The 17,252-nt window shown below is 43.5% G+C and carries 14 protein-coding genes and 1 tRNA gene; 6 read left to right on the plus strand and 9 right to left on the minus strand.

The window, feature by feature from the left end:
• Window positions 1-981 carry a glucokinase gene (gene glk / locus ACOOFG_RS00275; protein ID WP_420421642.1) on the minus strand — a complete coding sequence of 327 codons (981 nt, stop codon included), beginning with the start codon at window positions 979-981 and terminating at the stop codon, window positions 1-3.
• 110 nt (window positions 982-1,091) lie between these two features.
• On the opposite strand from glk, the gene recA reads away from it, so the two are divergent.
• Window positions 1,092-2,123: a recombinase RecA gene (gene recA / locus ACOOFG_RS00280; protein ID WP_420421643.1), complete on the plus strand. Its 1,032-nt coding sequence runs from the start codon at window positions 1,092-1,094 to the stop codon at window positions 2,121-2,123.
• Here recA and ACOOFG_RS00285 read toward each other — a convergent pair.
• The 3 genes from ACOOFG_RS00285 to ACOOFG_RS00295 form a co-directional block, all read right to left on the minus strand.
• Complete coding sequence (locus tag ACOOFG_RS00285) at window positions 2,095-2,946, minus strand: polyprenyl synthetase family protein (protein ID WP_420421644.1); 852 nt, start codon at window positions 2,944-2,946, stop codon at window positions 2,095-2,097. The two genes, recA and ACOOFG_RS00285, sit on opposite strands and share 29 nt — an antisense overlap.
• Complete coding sequence (locus tag ACOOFG_RS00290; protein WP_420421645.1) at window positions 2,939-3,595, minus strand: UDP-N-acetylglucosamine diphosphorylase; 657 nt, start codon at window positions 3,593-3,595, stop codon at window positions 2,939-2,941. Before ACOOFG_RS00290 ends, ACOOFG_RS00285 begins: the two co-directional genes overlap by 8 nt.
• Before the next feature lie 261 nt (window positions 3,596-3,856).
• Window positions 3,857-3,931 (minus strand) — tRNA-Pro (locus ACOOFG_RS00295).
• Window positions 3,932-4,052: 121 nt separating this feature from the next.
• On the opposite strand from ACOOFG_RS00295, the gene ACOOFG_RS00300 reads away from it, so the two are divergent.
• From ACOOFG_RS00300 to ACOOFG_RS00320, 5 genes are all read left to right on the plus strand, one after another.
• Window positions 4,053-8,495, plus strand: coding sequence for an autotransporter-associated beta strand repeat-containing protein (locus ACOOFG_RS00300; RefSeq protein WP_420421646.1), 4,443 nt, complete (start codon window positions 4,053-4,055; stop codon window positions 8,493-8,495).
• 61 nt (window positions 8,496-8,556) lie between these two features.
• Complete coding sequence (gene ung / locus ACOOFG_RS00305) at window positions 8,557-9,237, plus strand: uracil-DNA glycosylase (protein WP_420421647.1); 681 nt, start codon at window positions 8,557-8,559, stop codon at window positions 9,235-9,237.
• An 11-nt stretch (window positions 9,238-9,248) separates the two neighbouring features.
• Window positions 9,249-10,487 carry an MFS transporter gene (locus tag ACOOFG_RS00310; protein ID WP_420421648.1) on the plus strand — a complete coding sequence of 413 codons (1,239 nt, stop codon included), beginning with the start codon at window positions 9,249-9,251 and terminating at the stop codon, window positions 10,485-10,487.
• Between the two features lie 219 nt (window positions 10,488-10,706).
• A complete protein-coding gene (locus ACOOFG_RS00315) occupies window positions 10,707-11,618 on the plus strand; it encodes a small ribosomal subunit Rsm22 family protein (RefSeq protein WP_420421649.1) in 912 nt (303 codons plus the stop codon).
• 36 nt (window positions 11,619-11,654) lie between these two features.
• A complete protein-coding gene (locus ACOOFG_RS00320) occupies window positions 11,655-12,005 on the plus strand; it encodes a hypothetical protein (protein ID WP_420421650.1) in 351 nt (116 codons plus the stop codon).
• Here the strand turns inward: ACOOFG_RS00320 and ACOOFG_RS00325 are convergent.
• From ACOOFG_RS00325 to ACOOFG_RS00345, 5 genes are all read right to left on the minus strand, one after another.
• The gene (locus tag ACOOFG_RS00325; protein ID WP_420421651.1) at window positions 11,989-13,578 is read right to left on the minus strand and encodes a metallophosphoesterase; all 1,590 of its coding nucleotides are present in this window, start codon (window positions 13,576-13,578) and stop codon (window positions 11,989-11,991) included. The two genes, ACOOFG_RS00320 and ACOOFG_RS00325, sit on opposite strands and share 17 nt — an antisense overlap.
• 64 nt (window positions 13,579-13,642) lie before the next feature.
• Window positions 13,643-14,293, minus strand: a complete 651-nt coding sequence (locus ACOOFG_RS00330) for a putative nucleotide-diphospho-sugar transferase (protein ID WP_420421652.1) — start codon at window positions 14,291-14,293, stop codon at window positions 13,643-13,645.
• Window positions 14,293-15,714 (minus strand): adenylosuccinate lyase, encoded by a 1,422-nt coding sequence (gene purB, locus ACOOFG_RS00335; RefSeq protein WP_420421653.1) that lies wholly within the window; start codon window positions 15,712-15,714, stop codon window positions 14,293-14,295. Before purB ends, ACOOFG_RS00330 begins: the two co-directional genes overlap by 1 nt.
• On the minus strand, window positions 15,714-16,442 hold the full coding sequence (locus ACOOFG_RS00340; protein ID WP_420421654.1) for a CT583 family protein: 729 nt from the start codon (window positions 16,440-16,442) through the stop codon (window positions 15,714-15,716). Before ACOOFG_RS00340 ends, purB begins: the two co-directional genes overlap by 1 nt.
• Window positions 16,418-17,218 carry a ParA family protein gene (locus tag ACOOFG_RS00345; RefSeq protein ID WP_420421655.1) on the minus strand — a complete coding sequence of 267 codons (801 nt, stop codon included), beginning with the start codon at window positions 17,216-17,218 and terminating at the stop codon, window positions 16,418-16,420. The genes ACOOFG_RS00340 and ACOOFG_RS00345 overlap by 25 nt, the downstream gene beginning before the upstream one ends.
• Window positions 17,219-17,252 lie beyond the last annotated feature (34 nt).

Consider the following 17,252-nt stretch of genomic DNA (forward strand, 5'->3'; position numbering starts at 1 on the left):
TTATATGAGGTTACGCGCGTAATACATTGAACCTAGTAAGGCGGTATTATCATTGAGGACCACCTTGACGGGAATTGTAGAGAGAAGCTGTGCAAATCTCCCTTTCGCTTTGAAGCTTTCCATGAATTCACCGGTTTTAATCACTGCTAAGATTTTAGGAGCAATGCCCCCCCCGATGAAAACACCACCAAGTGCAAAAAACTTGAGCGCGGCATTGCCAGCTTCTGCTCCATAAATGGAGGCAAAAAGCTGCAAAGTTTTCGCGCAGGCGGCGGAGTCACCACTGAGACCAAGTTCAGAAACAAGTCGTGGAGAATCTCCGCTATGAATGAGTTCGACCGTTTCAGGATTTTCAGCTTCTTGTTTGGTATCCACAACAAATTGGTACAGGTTGTAAAGCCCTGGACCGGATAAAATCCGTTCATAAGAAACGTGTTCGTACTTTTTCCGCAGGTAGTGGAGCAGTTGATCTTCCACTTCATTCCGTGGACCAAAGTCAGTATGCCCTCCTTCACAGGCAAACGGATAGAGCTCCTTTCCATCAGAGTAAATTCCTGCTTCACCAAGCCCTGTTCCAGCAGAAACCATGGCTTGATTGCCGCTTGCGTCGTGATCTCCTTCGTTTAGTACAAAAAACTCATCATCTGAAAGAACTTTTAAGCCATATGCGTTGGCTTCTAAGTCATTAATGAGGGCAACTTTTTCAATTTTGAGCTCTGTTTCAAGTTGGCGAGCATCGATAATCCAAGGTAAATTTGTCGCTTTGCTTTTTCCGTCTTCAACAGGACCTGCAATTCCAAAGCATGCACGTTCGACTTCAAAGCCCACACCCACTAAAAACTTTTTCACAATGGTTCTTAAGTTGGGATAGTCTTTACTTGGAAACTTTTGGTCTTTAACACAGGTTGTTTTTCCGCTTTGGTCTTGAAATAAGGCCAAATGCGTTTTTGTTCCACCAATGTCGCCTGCAAGATATGACATATTTACCTCCTTCTGTCCTCATTAACAAATCTCCGAATTTTTATCTCCAATTGATACAAACAATCTGTTACACTGGGGAAAATATTTAGGAAAAAGAAAAAGGTGATTCCATGTCTAACTCAGAAGATGCAGCAAAGAAAAAAGCTTTAGAACTAGCCATTTCTCATATTGAAAAGCAGTTTGGAGAAGGGGCTATCATGTCGCTTGGTGATCATTCATCAACACGGCAAATTAGCACGATTCCAACTGGAGCGATTTCACTTGATTTAGCGTTAGGAATTGGCGGCGTTCCTCGAGGACGTGTCGTCGAGATTTATGGACCTGAATCTTCTGGTAAATCAACTCTTGCAACGCACATTGTAGCAAATTGCCAAAAAGCAGGTGGAACTGCAGCTTACATCGATGCTGAGCATGCATTAGACCCTGCTTATGCAGCTAAAATTGGAGTCAATCTCAATGAGCTGATGATTTCGCAACCAGATTGCGGTGAAGATGCACTGAATATTGCTGAAATGTTAGCGCGTTCCAACGCTGTTGATTTAATTGTCATCGACTCTGTTGCCGCTCTTGTGCCAAAGTCGGAGTTAGAAGGTGAAATTGGTAACACACATGTCGGCCTTCAAGCGCGTCTTATGTCGCAAGCTCTTCGTAAACTGACAGCGACTCTTTCAAAAAGTAAAACATGCGCCATTTTCATCAACCAAATCCGTGAAAAAGTGGGAGTGATGTTTGGAAATCCTGAAACAACTTCAGGTGGACGTGCACTCAAATTCTATTCTTCCATTCGGATGGAAATTCGACGCATTGCATCGCTGAAAGGTTCAGACAATCTCGACGTCGGAAACCGGGTCAAAGTCAAAGTTGTGAAAAACAAATTGGCGCCTCCGTTCCGCATTGCTGAGTTTGACATCTTGTTTAATGAAGGGATCTCGCGCGCAGGTTCGCTTATTGATCTTGGCGTGGAACACGGCATCGTTGAAAAGAAAGGAACGTGGTACAGCTACCAAGGAAACCGCTTAGGTCAAGGAAAAGAAGCGACACGTGAAACGCTTAAAACAAATGCTGACTTAGCCAATGAAATTGAAACGCAAATTTTTGAAAAAGTCCAAGGCGTTAAACAGGAAGAGCCTGCTCTCGTTTAAGCAAGTTTAACAGTTGTTGAAACTCCGGATTCATGATCTGGAGTTTTTTCATTCTTGATTGAAATGCATTTAGCTCCCCTTCGAGCAAAAACAGGGCTTGTTCTTGTCCAAGACAAAGCGCGAGGTTGGGAGTTTCATCGTTCCAATTGTCTTGCTCTAAGTCATCGAGATCATCAGCAATTTGAAAGGCCATTCCAAAGTGATACGCAGCCTTCTTGACTTCTTCTAAAAGCCGGATGTCCCCTCCACCAAATAACCACCCAAAAGCAAATGCAACTTCAAACAAGGTCACGGTTTTCATTTCAATAATTTCTCGGATGTCATCGAGTGTTTTTCCTTTAGGGAAAAGGTCATAAAACTGCCCACCTGTTGCTCCTTGAAGGCCAGAACCTTTTGTCGCAGAAGCTAAGGCTAACATTCCCACTTCTCCAGGAAATCCTTGCGCACTTCGATGAATCATTTCAAAACCTTCGGTGATCATCGCATAACTAGCGAGTAAGGCTACAGTTTCCCCAAAGACTTTATGTGTGGAAGGTTTCTCGCGTCGATAGTCATCATTGTCCATACAAGGCAGATCATCAGCAATGAGCGACGCTGTGTGAAAATACTCAACAGATAAACAAGCATCTAGTGGAACTCTTCCTTGCTGGAGAGCGTTTGCAATCATCAAAACGAGAATCGGTCGGACCCGTTTCCCCCCATTTAAAAGAGCGTATTCACAGGCATCACGTAGTTTGCTTTTTTCGCAAAGATTAGGAATAGCTTTTTTCAAATGCGCTTCAAATTGCACTTTGTACGGTTTGATCAGCGATAAGTCAGACATGCGAAACTTCCTTTCTAAGATTTGATTCGGAAACAGACTCACACGAGCGAATTAAACTTCGCTTTCTTAAGAGAACCCCTGGATTTAAAACAGTGTTGCACCCAATTTGTGATCGATCACCGATAATAGCCCCAAACTTTTTGAGGTCAGAAGAAAATTGCTCTCCCCAAACCCTTACGGGAACCGATTTTTTATCTAAACGAAAGTTCGCGCAAATGACTCCGGCACCAATGTTCACATCACTTCCTAAAATGGAGTCTCCGACGTAATTAAAGTGGGGGGCTTTAGCTCCATTCAAAAAGATCGCATGTTTTGTTTCAGTTGCATGCCCAATGACACATTGATTTCCTGCCAAAAGATAAGGACGAATGTAACTTCCGTGACGCACTTGGCAATTTTTTCCGATGATACACGGTCCTTGAATGTAAGCGCCTGGTTCGACAACCGTTCCAGCGCCAATGGAAATCAGTTCTGGATGCTCTAAAATGGCAGAACTAGGTATATCACATTCAATTTTGCCTAAAGAAAGACTTTCCAAATAGGCTTTAAGATTTTTCAAAGCATTCCACACAGGTTGCCCCTCTTCAAAAAGGACCTGATGTTCAAAAGACTTTAGGTCAAAAAAAAGTTCATGCGTTAATCGATTCATGCCATTAAGAATACTGAAACACGAGACATCTCTTCAAGAGAAGAAAAGAATATTTATATATTTATACTCTTCTTCTTCTTTCGCTGTGGATCTGTTGATAACTCTATTTTTTAGGTGAGAAATGAGGATGTTCACAAGCTGTGCAAAAGATGTTGATTTGTTGATAAACTTGTCAATTTAACGCTTTCGAACAACTTATGATCAACACATGAACAGGTTGTGAACAGAGTTTTCAACATTGTAAGTTGTAATCAAAGAAAATCTGGGTGAGAGGATTCGAACCTCCGACCCCTTGCACCCCATGCAAGTGCGCTGGCCAAGCTGCGCTACACCCAGAAAAGAGCTTAAATTTTAGGGGGCACGAGGGAATTTGTCAATGTTGGTAAATATTATTTCATCGCTCTAGTTTTTTTTTTAAGTTCGACCTATAGTCTGGATAACGGACTATTGGATGAATATGCGCGGCCCAAAGAAGCTAGTTTTTTCCCTTTTTTTCTCTTTAAGTGCGTCCCTATTTGGTGGGAGTGCAAGTTGGAATGTAGACCAAAGTGGATCATGGAGTCTTGCGTCAAACTGGAGTCCTGTAACAGTTCCGAATGCGGCCACTGATACGGCCACTTTCCCAAACCTCATCACACAGCCTAGAACAATCACAGTCGATGGGACGTTCGATGTAATGAGCTTAAATTTTGCTAGCTTCAACAGTTATACACTCAGCAGTGGGACTTTGAATCTTCATACAGGGACAATAGTTGCTAACCTGCCAAATGGAACGCATACAATCAACACGAATCTTGCTTTGCAGTCGAATGCCACGATTACTAATTCCACCTCTAACCCTTTGACGATTTCTGGAGTGATTTCGGGAGCCTTTCAGCTTCAATCGACAGCAGGAAATGTTATTTTAGCAGGAGCCAATACCTATTCAGGCGGAACAAATATTACTGGGGGAACAGTTCAAGGGACGACAACAAGCATTCAAGGCGATGTCAATGGGAATGGGAATTTAAACTTTAATCAAGGGTCAACAACTGCGCCTTCATACGCGGGAAATGTTAGTGGTTCTGTCGTCATTCAAGTGACGGGAAGTGGAACAGTTAACTTTACAGGGACTAATAGTGGAAGCTCTGGGGATACCCAGTTGAATGCTGGGATTCTTCAAATCAATGTGATTGACAATCTGACAATGGGCAACATCGATTTTAATGGAGGGAACTTAGAAACATTAAACTCGATGAACAACGATCGCTCTATTGTTTTAACCGGGAATGGGATCATTAGCCCTGCAAGCGGAACAACTTTGACTCAGACGGCTGGCACTATTAGTAATGCTGGAGGGCTAATCAAAGCGGGTTCTGGAATATACGATTTAGGGACAACATCAAATACTTACACGGGGGGGACTCAGATCAATGATGGGATCTTGCAGATAGGAGCAGCTTCTGCCATTGATGGAACAGGAACAATCACGATGAATGGGGGAAACCTCAACTCTACAGGGGCTTCGGTCACTTTGAGTAATGAGTTTACAATCAACACAACCGGGATAGTGGGAACAGACAACAATTTGGAATTGACTGGAGCGATCAGTGGTCCTGGGACGTTCATCAAAGCTGGAAGCGGAACTGTTAATTTCAATATGGCGGCAAGCACCAATGGCTACTCTGGTGGGACAGAAATTAACTCAGGAACCCTTCAAATCAGTGAAAATGGGAACTTTGGAACGGGGACGATCACGTTTAACAGCGGCACATTGAAGGTTTCAACTCCAATGGATGAACTTATCCCCAATACGGTTGTTATTGGTGGGACAAACGGAACATTTGATGTTGATGGTGCATTAGTCTTAACCTTGCAAGGAGCTGTGAGTGGGTCTGGTATCTTAATCAAAGAAGGGACTGGAATCTTAAACATGGGGCCGAATGCAAACAGTTACTCTGGTGGAACTCAGCTCAACACGGGGACAATACAGCTAGTCGCTTCTGGGAATTTAGGGACGGGACCGATAGATTTTGGTGGGGGAACTCTCGAGCTTCCTTCTGGAAATGTCACACTTGAGAACGATGGGACGATGAGCTCTACAGCATTGATCAATGTTGGGGCCGGAGCAACTTTGACCATGAATGGCGATTTTTCCGGAGCGGGAGGTTTGACAATGAATCCTGGCACCGGAACCCTAATTTTAGGTGGGACAAATAGTTATTTAGGAACAACCACCATTACGATGGGAACGGTCCAGGGCACGACAAACAGTCTTCAAGGAACGATTGTCAATAATTCTTTACTCATTTTTGCTCAAGACTTTGATGGGACGTTTAGTGGGACTATTTCTGGAGCAGGAGGTACTGTTCGAAAAGTCGGTGCAGGAACGGTTACATTAACTGGGATTAATAGCTACGGTGTTGGAACAGAAATCAATGGTGGAGCTTTTCGGATTAGTGCAGACAATCAGATAGGAGCAGCAGCAACACCAATTACCTTCAATAATGGAACGCTTGAGACCTCAGCTGACATTAATCCCTTCTCTCATCCAATTACACTCACTGCGGGAAGCCAAGGATTTATCAGCCCCGATGCAGGCACAACCTTAACGCAAGGGGCTACGATTAGCGGAGGGGGAACTCTGGTGAAAATAGGAGAAGGGACCTATGACCTTGATACGACAAACAATACTTTTACAGGTGGCACGATCATCCGAGAAGGCATTCTTGAAATCGATCAAGCAGCAAACTTGAATGGAACGGGACAAATCACCCTTGACGGTGGAACTCTCCACTCAACAGCGACATTTACCCAGACAAATGCAGTTGCTGTGAATGCCTCTTCAACAATTCTCACAACAGGAGGAACAACACTCACATTAAGCGGACCTCTGACTGGAAATCGACGTTTAATCAAAGATGATTTTGGTGCAGGAATAGGAACTCTTGCTTTAGAAAATTTTGGTGGATTTACAGGTGATATACGAATTGATGCGGGGATCGTATCGTTTAATGGAAACGGAACCTACTCGGGAGATATTTCAGGGGCTGGAACTGTAAATGTTGATAATGCAGCGAGTGTGACTCTGCTTGGAGACAATAGTTACACAGGTGGGACAAATGTTTTATCTGGGATGCTTACAGGAAATACAAGGTCGTTGCAAGGGGCCATTGCTATAAGTGCTGGGGCGAATTTGACGTTTAATCAAAACTTCAATGGATTTTTTAACGGAACGCTGACAGTTGCTGGAACCATGACTAAAACAGGGTCTGGTATCACTTTTTTTGTTGGGAATTTTGCTGGTTTCACTGGCACCACAACTATTGATGGAGGAAGATTAAATCTTACGGGATCTTTTGGTGGAGATGTTGTTGTTAACAGTGGGGGAACCTTTTCTGGGGATGCTTCAGTGGTTAGTTTAACCAATAGTGGCACGGTTTCTGTTGGAAATGGGATCGGGGTGATGACTGTAAATGGGACTTACACACAAAACCCCTCAGGAAACTTAGAGATTGAAGTCGATAGTTTGGGCAATAACGATGTTTTAAACGTCGTAGGAGGAGGCTCTGCAGATCTTGGTGGAAACTTAGATGTGACGCTCCTTCCTGGGGTTTATGATGGAACAAGCGTCTACACCATTATTAACGCTGCCACAGTCAATAATAATTTTGATTCGACGTCTTCTTCTGTTGGCGTTCCTGTGAATGTGGTTTATAATCTAACAAATGTTCAAATCAATGTGCCCTATGCAGGATCTGTAACTCCCGTTCCGATCAACGACCTTCCACCTAACGCAAAAAACATTGCAAATTACCTGTTTTGTCCTGGGTTTGTTCCTGAAAACCCCGACCTGTTTAATGTGATGCAAACTTTGCTCACACTTCATCCTAAAAAGTTTGTTAGCAGCCTTACACAACTTGGACCTTCTATTTTTGGAGCACTTCCTTTTACAGATCTTCAAAACAACCACCTGATTGCAGATACAATCGTCTCAAATTCAGAAAACTACTTCTGGTGTGATGACTGTGTTCACTTAACAAAATGTCCAGAAAGTTTCAAAGAAACCTATGTTTGGCTTGCACCTGTGGGACAGTGGCAAAGACAAAGGGGGTATGAGGAGCAAATCGAATTTATTACACGAACCTACGGGTTTGGAGCAGGAGCATACCACCTCTTTTTACCTTGGTTACAGTTTGGAGGTGGTGTTGGTTACACTTACACCAATTTAGGTTGGAAAAAAAATGGTGGCGATGCGCATTGGCATAGTGTTTATGTTGGTCCCTCTGTTGGTCTTGTAAATCAAAACTGGTACTTCAATTTCCTCACGCAAGGAAACTTTAACTTTTATTCGGTTGAAAGAAAAATCCGCATCCCTGGTATTTCACTAGATGCGCATAATGATCATTACTCATTTGGTTTACTCATGCGAGCCGATGCTGGATACAAACTCACATTTGTGACTCAAGAAAACGATTATCCAATGAGTTTCATTCCCACAGTTCGTCTCAGCTACATGAATGTATTTGAAGAAAGTTACAAAGAAACAGGTGCTAAAAGTATCAACCTAGATGTTTCAAGTAAGTACACCGCCTTTTTACAGCCAGAACTTCTTATCAAAGTCCTTAGAGAAGTTTACTTTTCTGATAGTTGTTTAAGTTCTTCTTTTCACCTAGGCTATGTTGCAAATATTCCCGTTTCATCGGCTACATACACATCTAAGTTTGTCGGTGATGAAGACTTTTGTGAGTCAAACTTTACTGTGCAAACGTTTGATCGCACAGCTCATCAATGCGCGTTTGGCTTTGAGTTCATTTATAAAAAAGCCAACTTGTATGAAGCAGGTGTCAGCTGTGAAGGGCGCGCCTTCGACAAGCTCTACATCACGAGCGCAAAAATTCACGTTGATTGGAAGTTCTAGGATGCGTATTCTTTTTTCTTAAAAACCTGAACTCAGAGTTCAGGTTAAAGAGGATCGCCTTATGGCAATGACGCTTGAAAAAGGGTGGCATCAAGCCCTTGATGAAGAACTGAAAAAACCTTACATCCAAGAACTCAAAACTTTTCTAAGTGAAGAAAAAAAACGGGGCGTCACGGTTTACCCCCCCGAACCGTTAGTCTTTAACGCGTTTCGTCAAACTCCCTTTGATCAAGTGAAAGTTGTCATCATGGGCCAGGATCCCTATCACGGGGCGCATCAAGCCCACGGACTTTGCTTTAGCGTACAACATGGAATTACAACCCCTCCCTCGCTCAAAAACATCTACCGCGAAATGCAAGATGATTTGGGCATTCCACCGGCCAATCACGGCAATTTAGAAAAGTGGGCCAAGCAAGGGGTGCTCATGCTGAATGCGACGCTCACCGTACAAGCTGGCAACCCGAAGTCTCATTATGGAAGAGGGTGGGAAACATTTACCGATGCGGTCATTTGGCGTTTGTGTCAAAGGCAAGAACCTCTTGTCTTTATTTTATGGGGAAAATCGGCCAAAGAGAAATGTGAAAACATCTTAAGCCAAACGAGTCATCCTCATGTTGTTTTGAAGGCAGCTCACCCTTCTCCTTATTCAGCAACGCAGTTTTTTGGTTGCCGTCACTTTTCAAAAACGAACGAATACTTGAAAAAATGGGGAAAAACCCCTATTGATTGGGCTTTGAACTAATCGATTTTTTCGTGGACAAAGAAGCAGTCAAAAAGCGTTCATCTCTCTTCTCCATTTTTTTGACATTTGCCGTCGATAACCTTGGCGCCACGATTGTTTTTCCCATTTTCGCTCCTCTTTTTTTAGAACCCGAAAAAGGCCTTCTCGGAGCAAATGTCTCACTCACTTATAAGACTGTAATGCTCGGGATCTTTTTGGGAATTTTTCCGTTTGTGCAATTTTTTCTCGCGCCCATTTTAGGAGAATATGCCGATCACCATGGACGGAAACGGGCCTTACTACTGACCACATTTTTAACCTTTGTGGGGTATGGGCTGAGTGCTTGGAGCATTTATCATCATTCACTACTTTGGATCTTTATTTCACGTGTTGTCATGGGGGTTGGAGCAGGGAATCTCTCGATTTGTCTTTCATCGCTTTCCGATCTGAGCCCAAGCCCCAAGAAAAAGGTCAGATATTATAGCTATGGCTCTGCGATTGCTGGCTTGACGTTCATTTTAGGTCCTTTCATTGGAGGAAAGCTGTCTGACCCTAACGTCAATCCCCTATTTGATTCTGCATTTCCGATGGTGATTGGAGGGCCGCTTGCTCTTTTCAATGTTCTCTTCATCTTATTTGGGTTTACTGAAACGATCAAATTTATCAGCAAAACCCGTTTTGATTTTGTGAAAGGAATTCACAACATTCAAATGGCCCTACGGACGCCTTCGATTAAAAACCTTTACTTGATCTATTTTTTCTATCTCTTTTCGTGGAACATCATCTTTCTTTTTGTTCCCGCTTTTGTCGTGCAAGAGTTTCACTTATCCAATTCGATGATTGGAGACATTTGCGCGATTATGGGTGTGTGTTGGATCATTGGAACGGGACTTATACACCGCCTCCTCTACAAACTCTTTCACCCAAAATGGATCCTTATTCTGTCCTTATTGATTTACGCGTGCTTTGTGGTCTTTGTTCCCTATCCCTACCACCTCCGTTACTTCATTGTCATTCTAGGGATTTGTACCACCTTATCTGGCCTTGTGTGGCCCCTTTGCACCGGTGCCATTTCAAATGCGGCGCCGCCGCAGATTCAAGGTAAGGTTTTAGGCCTTAGTCAATCGATGCTGTCCCTGACAATGATGCTTTCGGCGCTAATAGGTGGGCTCTTCTTGCATGCGCATACTGTCATTCCTTTTGTCATCTCTGCCGCTTCCACTTTGGTTGCCTTGATCATTCTCTTAAAGACCAAGATCGCTTATCATTGATACTATTCGTTAAGTTGACCACAGAGACGGTGAAAGGAATGTCTTTGTTTTATCTTTACCACCGAGATCACAGAGAAAAGTATTTTAGGACTCTCTCTTTGTTCTCCGTGGTAAAAAACAATCAAAGTCTTATCTAAAGCAAACTCTTTGTGGTTACAAATATTGATATAAGTTACTTAAGAAGAGACTTCTTTAACTTGACGCAGTAGTGTTAATCAAATGGAACTTCCTCAAGAACTTTTAGAAGCCGTAGAAAAGGCAATTCAGTTGCATGGCATCAAAGACCTTACCCATGCTACAAAAAAGCTAACAGAGCGCTATAGAAACGGTCTGCCAAGCTCTTTTGAAACGGATGTCGACCGGTTAGCCTATTTGTGCACACGACTCCCTGCAACTTATGCTGTGATGCAGCGCGTTTTTCAAGAAAGGCAAACTCCACTAACATCTGTTGTCGATTTTGGTGCAGGCCTTGGCACCTCTCTTTGGGCTTTACCAGAAGCTGTATCCATCCATCTCATCGAACACGATCCTGGTCTTATCGCACTTGGAAAATCCCTCACAAATCGGGGAACTTGGGAAGCTTGTGACTTTACAAAGCTTGAAGACCTCCCTTCTGCCCAAGTGTACCTTTTTTCCTATTCGCTCACTGAAATCGATCCTAAACTTTATCCTTCTCTTGTCGAAAAATTTTTTCAATCCGTCGAAGAGGAAATCATCATCATAGAACCAGGCACTCCTGCGGGCTTTCAGCGTATTTTAGCCCTCCGCAACCTGTTTCTCGAGCTCGGCGGCAATCTCATTGCTCCATGTCCCCATCACGCTTCTTGTCCCATGGAAGGAGGCAATTGGTGTCACTTTTCAGAGCGATTGCCTCGCACCCCTTGGCATCGTCTACTCAAAGAAGCAGAGAAAGGTTACGAAGATGAAAAATATTCTTACCTCATCGTTTCCAAAAAACCTTTTGAAAACTGCCAAAGAAAAAAAAGAATTTTACGCATTCCCGACAAACGACGTGGTCATATTTTATTTGAACTTTGCACAGAAGAAGGGATTCAAAAGAAGATTATTAGCAAAAAGGAAAAAGAAAATTATAAAACAAGTAAAAAACTCAAATGGGGTGATTTATTATAATGTTTTTGTTATAATAAATTACCGTGAGGTTTTCTTATGTTTTACAATAGTTTTCTATTTTTACTCAGCCAATTGGCATTTCAACAAGTAGGAAAAATTTCACTTTACGGATGTGAAGTGCGAGTCAAAAATTTTCCACATACCAAGCGATGGGAACTTTCGGCAGACATCGCAATGGCGGCTTTTCCCTCACACGTACGGGAGTGCCTGCGCTCAGGGCGCAAACTCCCGTTAGAGTCGTCTGATAGTTATTTGCAAAAGACGCAAGAAGCGGTCACATTTGTGCAGACCATTCCTTCACCCAAAAAGTACCTCCAGTACAAATCGTGCATGGAAAACTTTTTCGAAGGTTTATCCCTCTGGGTCGAGCTTAAACAGCCTCACTAAAGATCTCAAACGCTTTGGTGATTTCAACTTCTGTCTCACCTGTCTTACGAATGAAGGCTTGTTTTTTCCAGTTTTTAACTTTTTGGTCGATGTCTAGAATATAGGCGCGATCTGGTTGTCCACCAAAAGCTCTTTGGTAATAACCTGTGTCAGCTCCAACAGGAAGTGTTGTCACAACGACTTTACCGTTATATGACCCATGTTGGAAACGATGTTGTTGACCCCTAAAGAGGAGTTTTACTTTGCGAGCATTGCCCATCATACGCAAGGCATCTTTCACATCTTCTGGACGGATATGCCATTTTCTCCATCCCATCTGTCCTAAGTTAGGTGGAGTTCCAGGAGTTACATCTCCCCAATTGTAAACTGTCGTATCTTCAATCGTGCGATCAAATTCAGTGGCTTTTAAATCTACGATGCGTTTGGCTGCGAGCTCAGTTTTTGAGGGTTCGTGATCCTTCCAACCGATCAGGTGTTGAAAGGCATTATATTTAACCGGAGTCCCTCTTGCAGCAAGTTGCTGAACACGCTCAGAAAATTCCTGAGATGTTTTTGGAATGTACATTCGATCCACCGTCTTGGAATCCAGCATCTCTGACGGATCAATATGCAGCTCAAAAAGACCATGAGTAAAGTCGACATACTCCCCGCCTTCTTCGGCTAGATAAACTGTGAGAGGCATGGTGCGGTAAAACATTTCCAAGTCAGCATAATGGTCTTTGATAAATTTGACGAAATTCCCATCTGATCTATCACAGAAAGCATAATTCGTTTGGAGATATTCGTGGTTTCCGCGAACTAGGTAAACTTGATCAGGGTTTTCTGTTTGAAGCACCGCTAAGATCTCAGCGATTTCCATACTATAGTTACCTCGGTCCATGTAGTCTCCGCAGAAGACCATGTACGTTCCGGGTTTGCACTTGAAGTTTTCGTCAAGTAGCCCTTTGCGTTGCATCGCTTTGAGGTTTTCTAGCAGGCTTTTTAAATCACCGTGTAAATCCGCGCGAACAAACACTTTTGACCCTTTTGGGACCTCTTTCTTTTCAATGAAGCCGTGATGCGTTTTGAAGTCACACTTAAGGTCATATTTTGCTGCGGTACAAGCATGGAGGTGTTTTTTGATTCTCTCTGGGTCATATTCGATTCCTAAGTACTCTTTTTTCGCTGTGTCCCATTTCGAATCAAAGTAATTCACCAGGGCGCCTAGGCTATTGAGCTCAGGTTTCGCTGGTGTTTCTTCTTCAGTTTCGACGGGCGCTGGTGTTTCGGGCTTCTGAGGAAAGAGAACCTTCGCGACAAAATGGACCATCGCGTGAAAGAGGGTGATCGGGACGATTGCTTGAGGATTGATAGGAATTAGAAAACGACCTTTAAGGGGTTTAGCAATCGCATAGACGAAAGCAGCTCCCATCAAGAATCCTACCAGATCAGAAATCACGTTGTTTTTCCATGAAGAGCTATCCTCTATCTTTACAGCTTTTGCAGCCAAATGCTGACAACAGAAATTTGCGGTTACACAAGTCACTGCTGTTTGCCAATTGGCGCCACTCATAGAAATAATTTGACTCAGCATCTCATCCTCAGATAATTTTATTTTTTCCGGGAGAGATCATACTCTAGTGAAAAGAAAATGTGAATTATGAAGAGAAGTTTTGGCGTGTTTCTTGGGAAAACATCTCATTTTCCCAGAAAGGAACCACTTCGTTGTTCACTTCTTTTTTGAAAAGCCGAGAGGCTTGATAATGCAGAATCACAGCATCTTCGTTAGGAGTGAGCTGCTTATCGTAGATGGTTGCGTAAGTATCTGGCAGGGGAAAAAGGTCGACGTCAGAGCCGAATAGGGCTTGCTTGATCGAGACTTGGTCCCATACCTCTTTTTCCTCTTCTTGGAGCATCTTTTGACTTTCTTCTGCCCAGCGTTTCAGCAATGAGCGGGCTTTTTCATTATTGGAGAAGTAAACGGTTCCCGTGTAGACTTTAGAGGGATGATCGAGCGGTAGCTCTTCGTAGGTTCGTAGGGCAACGTCACACTCAAGAGAATCAAAAAGCGTTGGCTTTTTAAGGAAGATGGCGTCGGCATCGACCCAGACAACGGGCCTTTGGTGTTCGTCTAATTTTTCTAAGAGAAACTCGGGCTTGTAGCAGCAGTTTTTGTCCCAACTTCCTCTCGATTGGATGGGAACAATGTCTGTTTGTAAATCCAACTTTTTGCAAGAGGCGATGAGGTTTTGGACTTCCTCTTCATAACCTGTTCCAGCGGTGTAGTAACTAACAATGAGCGGTTGCATTAGACTCCAAGTGTTGGGGGCTTTAAGGAGAGATTTTGCTCCAAAAGAGGTTCCACTTCAAGCTTTAAAAATTCAATCACTTGTTGCTTCGAGCGGCCTGTGAGTCCTTCTGCTTTGAAGAGAGAAGCAAGTTCATTTTCGGTGAGACCGATTTCTGAATCTGCTGCCATGCGAGCAAGCAGATCGGAAGGCTTACCGTGCTCTCGTTTGTGTTTGCCTGCTTCAAAGGCGTGTTGACGCAACTTTTCATGGACCACTCCCCGATCCTTTCCTTTGAGAACAGCTGCAGCGAGGACGTGCTCCATTGCAAGATAAGGCAAGTGCTCGTGCAAGTGAGCGGTCATCATGTTGGGGAAGATTTTAAGCCCTTCAATCAGGTTACCCATCAAGTTGAGGAGACTATCGGCAGCTAAAAAGGCTTCCGGAATGGCGATCCGTCTATTTGCGGAGTCATCGAGTGAGCGTTCCAGCCATTGCAGGGAGGCAGTGTAAGCGGGGTTATTCCATAAGCTGAGAACAAAACGTGCAAGGGCGCAGGCGCGCTCAGCCATGATGGGATTCCGTTTGTAAGGCATCGCAGAGGAACCCACTTGGGACTCGCCAAACGGCTCTTCTAATTCGTTGAGATGCGACAAAAGACGCAAATCGGTGGCGCATTTGTGGACGCTTGATGCAAGAGAAGCGAGCACATTTAAGATGCGCAGCTCTTGCTTGCGCGGAAATGTTTGTCCACTGACGTAGTAGGCTTTTTGAAAGCCCATTTTCTTGGTGACGCGATCATCAAGTTCGACGACTTTCTCATGGTCGTTTTCAAACAGCGCCATGTAGGACACTTGTGAACCTGTAGCTCCTTTCACCCCAAGAAAGGGAAAGGTTTCCATAAGATGGAGGAGATCGTAAAAGTCAGTGACAAAGTCTTGAAGCCAGAGTGCGGTCCGTTTCCCAACGGTTGTCGGTTGTGCAGGTTGGAAGTGGGTGAAACCCAAACAGGGCGTGTCGACATTTTTGAGGGCTAAATGATTCATTTTTTCAATGACGTAAATGAGCTTGCCTTTCAGTAGCTCAAGACCTTCTTTCATTTGAATGAGGTCGCCGTTATCCATGACGTATGCCGAGGTAGCCCCTAAGTGGAGAATGCCTTTAGCGTTGGGGCAAACGGTACCGTAAGCACGGATATGAGCCATCACTTCGTGGCGCGACTCTTTTTCAAAGATGCGCACGGCGTCAAAATCAATCTTCGAGATGTTTTTTTTGAGTTCTGCGATTTGCTCGTCAGAGATGTTTAACCCGAGTTCTTTTTGCGCTTCAGCGAGAGCGACCCAAAGTTTGCGCCACGTTTCGTATTTATGCTGTGGCGAGAAGATGGTTTTCATCTCCCCACTAGCGTAACGTACTGTTAATGGAGATTGGTACTCGTTCATTATAGAGCATTTTGAATTTCGTCTAAAATCTTTTGGATCTCTTCACGCTCCTGTGAGGAAGGGCAAAACAGATTGTCTTGCACTGTTTTCAGTGCTTTTTGTAGCAAATCAGTTGCAGATTTCACTTTGTTAGAGTTGCGCTTGTCTTTTTGGGGAAGTGGGAAAGATTCGCGCAGTTTTTCTAAAAGTTCACTTTTCGTTTCCCCTTTGTATTTTTCAATGAATGCCACTTTTTCTTCTTGGGGAATAGAGCGGCTTGACAAGCTGTAAATGGCTTGGCGAGGCATTTCATCGATGATTGAGCGTGTTTGCTGTGGCATGGCGGAATAGAGTTCGTAATATTGCAAAAAGTTGTAAGGGGTTTGCCGGTTGCCGTAAGTTTTCAGGAGCCATGTACTAAATGCTCCGTCTTGATACTTTTTAAAAAGTTCTTGTGCCCGTTTGATCCGCTCGCCGTGCAAGATGACAGCTTGGTTGTTGATCGCTTTAACTTCAGACGTGATGGCTTTGAGTTTTTTTAAATCTTCAGTAACGTTTGTTTCATCAGTTTTATATTTTGTGAGAAGAGTTTCAAGAGTTGCCTCTTCGGATTCACTCATGGGAGAGACTTGAAAAACGCCAGCAAAACTTGAAAGAGTTCCCGCCTGCGAACGTTCGACAAGTTCGTTCATTTTGTCTTTTTTTTGAGTTTTGAAACGCCCCATCAAGAGGGAGTTGAACTTAGACATGTAGACTCCGCTTTTGTTTCGTCTGATATGAGTGCTAGCACTTCACTTGTCAAATTTGTAAAGTCTTCGGCAGCCCGGCTACTCGGACGCATCTCAAAGACAGGTTTCCCATGAATTGCAGCCTCAGAAACAGCGATATCTCTTCTAATTTTTGTCTTCAACAGTTTTTCAGGAAACGTTTCATTCACAACGCTAATAAATCCTTCGTTACTTTTTCCACGTGGGTTCCAAAATGATAAAACAACACCAAGAAGATCGAACGGATGTCGCTCTGAAATGTAATGCATGAAGTACGAAAGACGTTGCAATCCTTTAATGCTGTAAAATTCTGGTGTAGCGCAGACGAGAGCATGTGTTGCTGCAATCAAAGCGGATTCAGTGAGCCAGCAAAGAGATGGCGGTGTGTCGACAAGAACGTAGTCATAGTCGACATGTTCGAGGATTTTTTTCAGTTTTTCGTGTGAATAGCGATCAGATGCTAAGTTCCCGGTCACTTCAATCCGTTCAAGCCATGTATCGGCAGGAATCAGATCGAGATTTTTGATGGGAGTTTCAACGATGACTTCTGAGACTTCCTTTTTATCTTGCAAAACAGAAGCTAAACTGTCGTGATTGTCTGGGTCAAAGCCCAATCCCGCTGTTAAGTTAGCTTGTGCGTCAAAATCAATCATCAGCACGCGCTTGCCATGCTTTATTGCGAGTGCTGCTCCTAGATTGAGTGTGATGGAGGTTTTTGCGGTTCCTCCTTTAAAACTGCAGACGCTAATGACGTTCATAATTACTCCGGTGCGCTGAAACCTTTTGTTTTAA

Source organism: Simkania sp., from assembly GCF_965215465.1.
Taxonomy (GTDB): domain Bacteria; phylum Chlamydiota; class Chlamydiia; order Chlamydiales; family Simkaniaceae; genus Simkania.

Bases quoted from the DNA above. Each gene is read 5' to 3' on its own strand.
- ACOOFG_RS00285 (WP_420421644.1), bottom strand. From the start codon at position 2,946: ATGTCTGACTTATCGCTGATCAAACCGTACAAAGTGCAATTTGAAGCG.
- recA (WP_420421643.1), top strand. From the start codon at position 1,092: ATGTCTAACTCAGAAGATGCAGCAAAGAAAAAAGCTTTAGAACTAGCC.
- purB (WP_420421653.1), bottom strand. From the start codon at position 15,714: ATGAACGAGTACCAATCTCCATTAACAGTACGTTACGCTAGTGGGGAG.
- ACOOFG_RS00340 (WP_420421654.1), bottom strand. From the start codon at position 16,442: ATGTCTAAGTTCAACTCCCTCTTGATGGGGCGTTTCAAAACTCAAAAA.
- ACOOFG_RS00290 (WP_420421645.1), bottom strand. From the start codon at position 3,595: ATGAATCGATTAACGCATGAACTTTTTTTTGACCTAAAGTCTTTTGAA.
- ACOOFG_RS00320 (WP_420421650.1), top strand. From the start codon at position 11,655: ATGTTTTACAATAGTTTTCTATTTTTACTCAGCCAATTGGCATTTCAA.
- glk (WP_420421642.1), bottom strand. From the start codon at position 981: ATGTCATATCTTGCAGGCGACATTGGTGGAACAAAAACGCATTTGGCC.
- ACOOFG_RS00325 (WP_420421651.1), bottom strand. From the start codon at position 13,578: ATGCTGAGTCAAATTATTTCTATGAGTGGCGCCAATTGGCAAACAGCA.
- ung (WP_420421647.1), top strand. From the start codon at position 8,557: ATGGCAATGACGCTTGAAAAAGGGTGGCATCAAGCCCTTGATGAAGAA.
- ACOOFG_RS00330 (WP_420421652.1), bottom strand. From the start codon at position 14,293: ATGCAACCGCTCATTGTTAGTTACTACACCGCTGGAACAGGTTATGAA.
- ACOOFG_RS00345 (WP_420421655.1), bottom strand. From the start codon at position 17,218: ATGAACGTCATTAGCGTCTGCAGTTTTAAAGGAGGAACCGCAAAAACC.
- ACOOFG_RS00315 (WP_420421649.1), top strand. From the start codon at position 10,707: ATGGAACTTCCTCAAGAACTTTTAGAAGCCGTAGAAAAGGCAATTCAG.
- ACOOFG_RS00300 (WP_420421646.1), top strand. From the start codon at position 4,053: ATGCGCGGCCCAAAGAAGCTAGTTTTTTCCCTTTTTTTCTCTTTAAGT.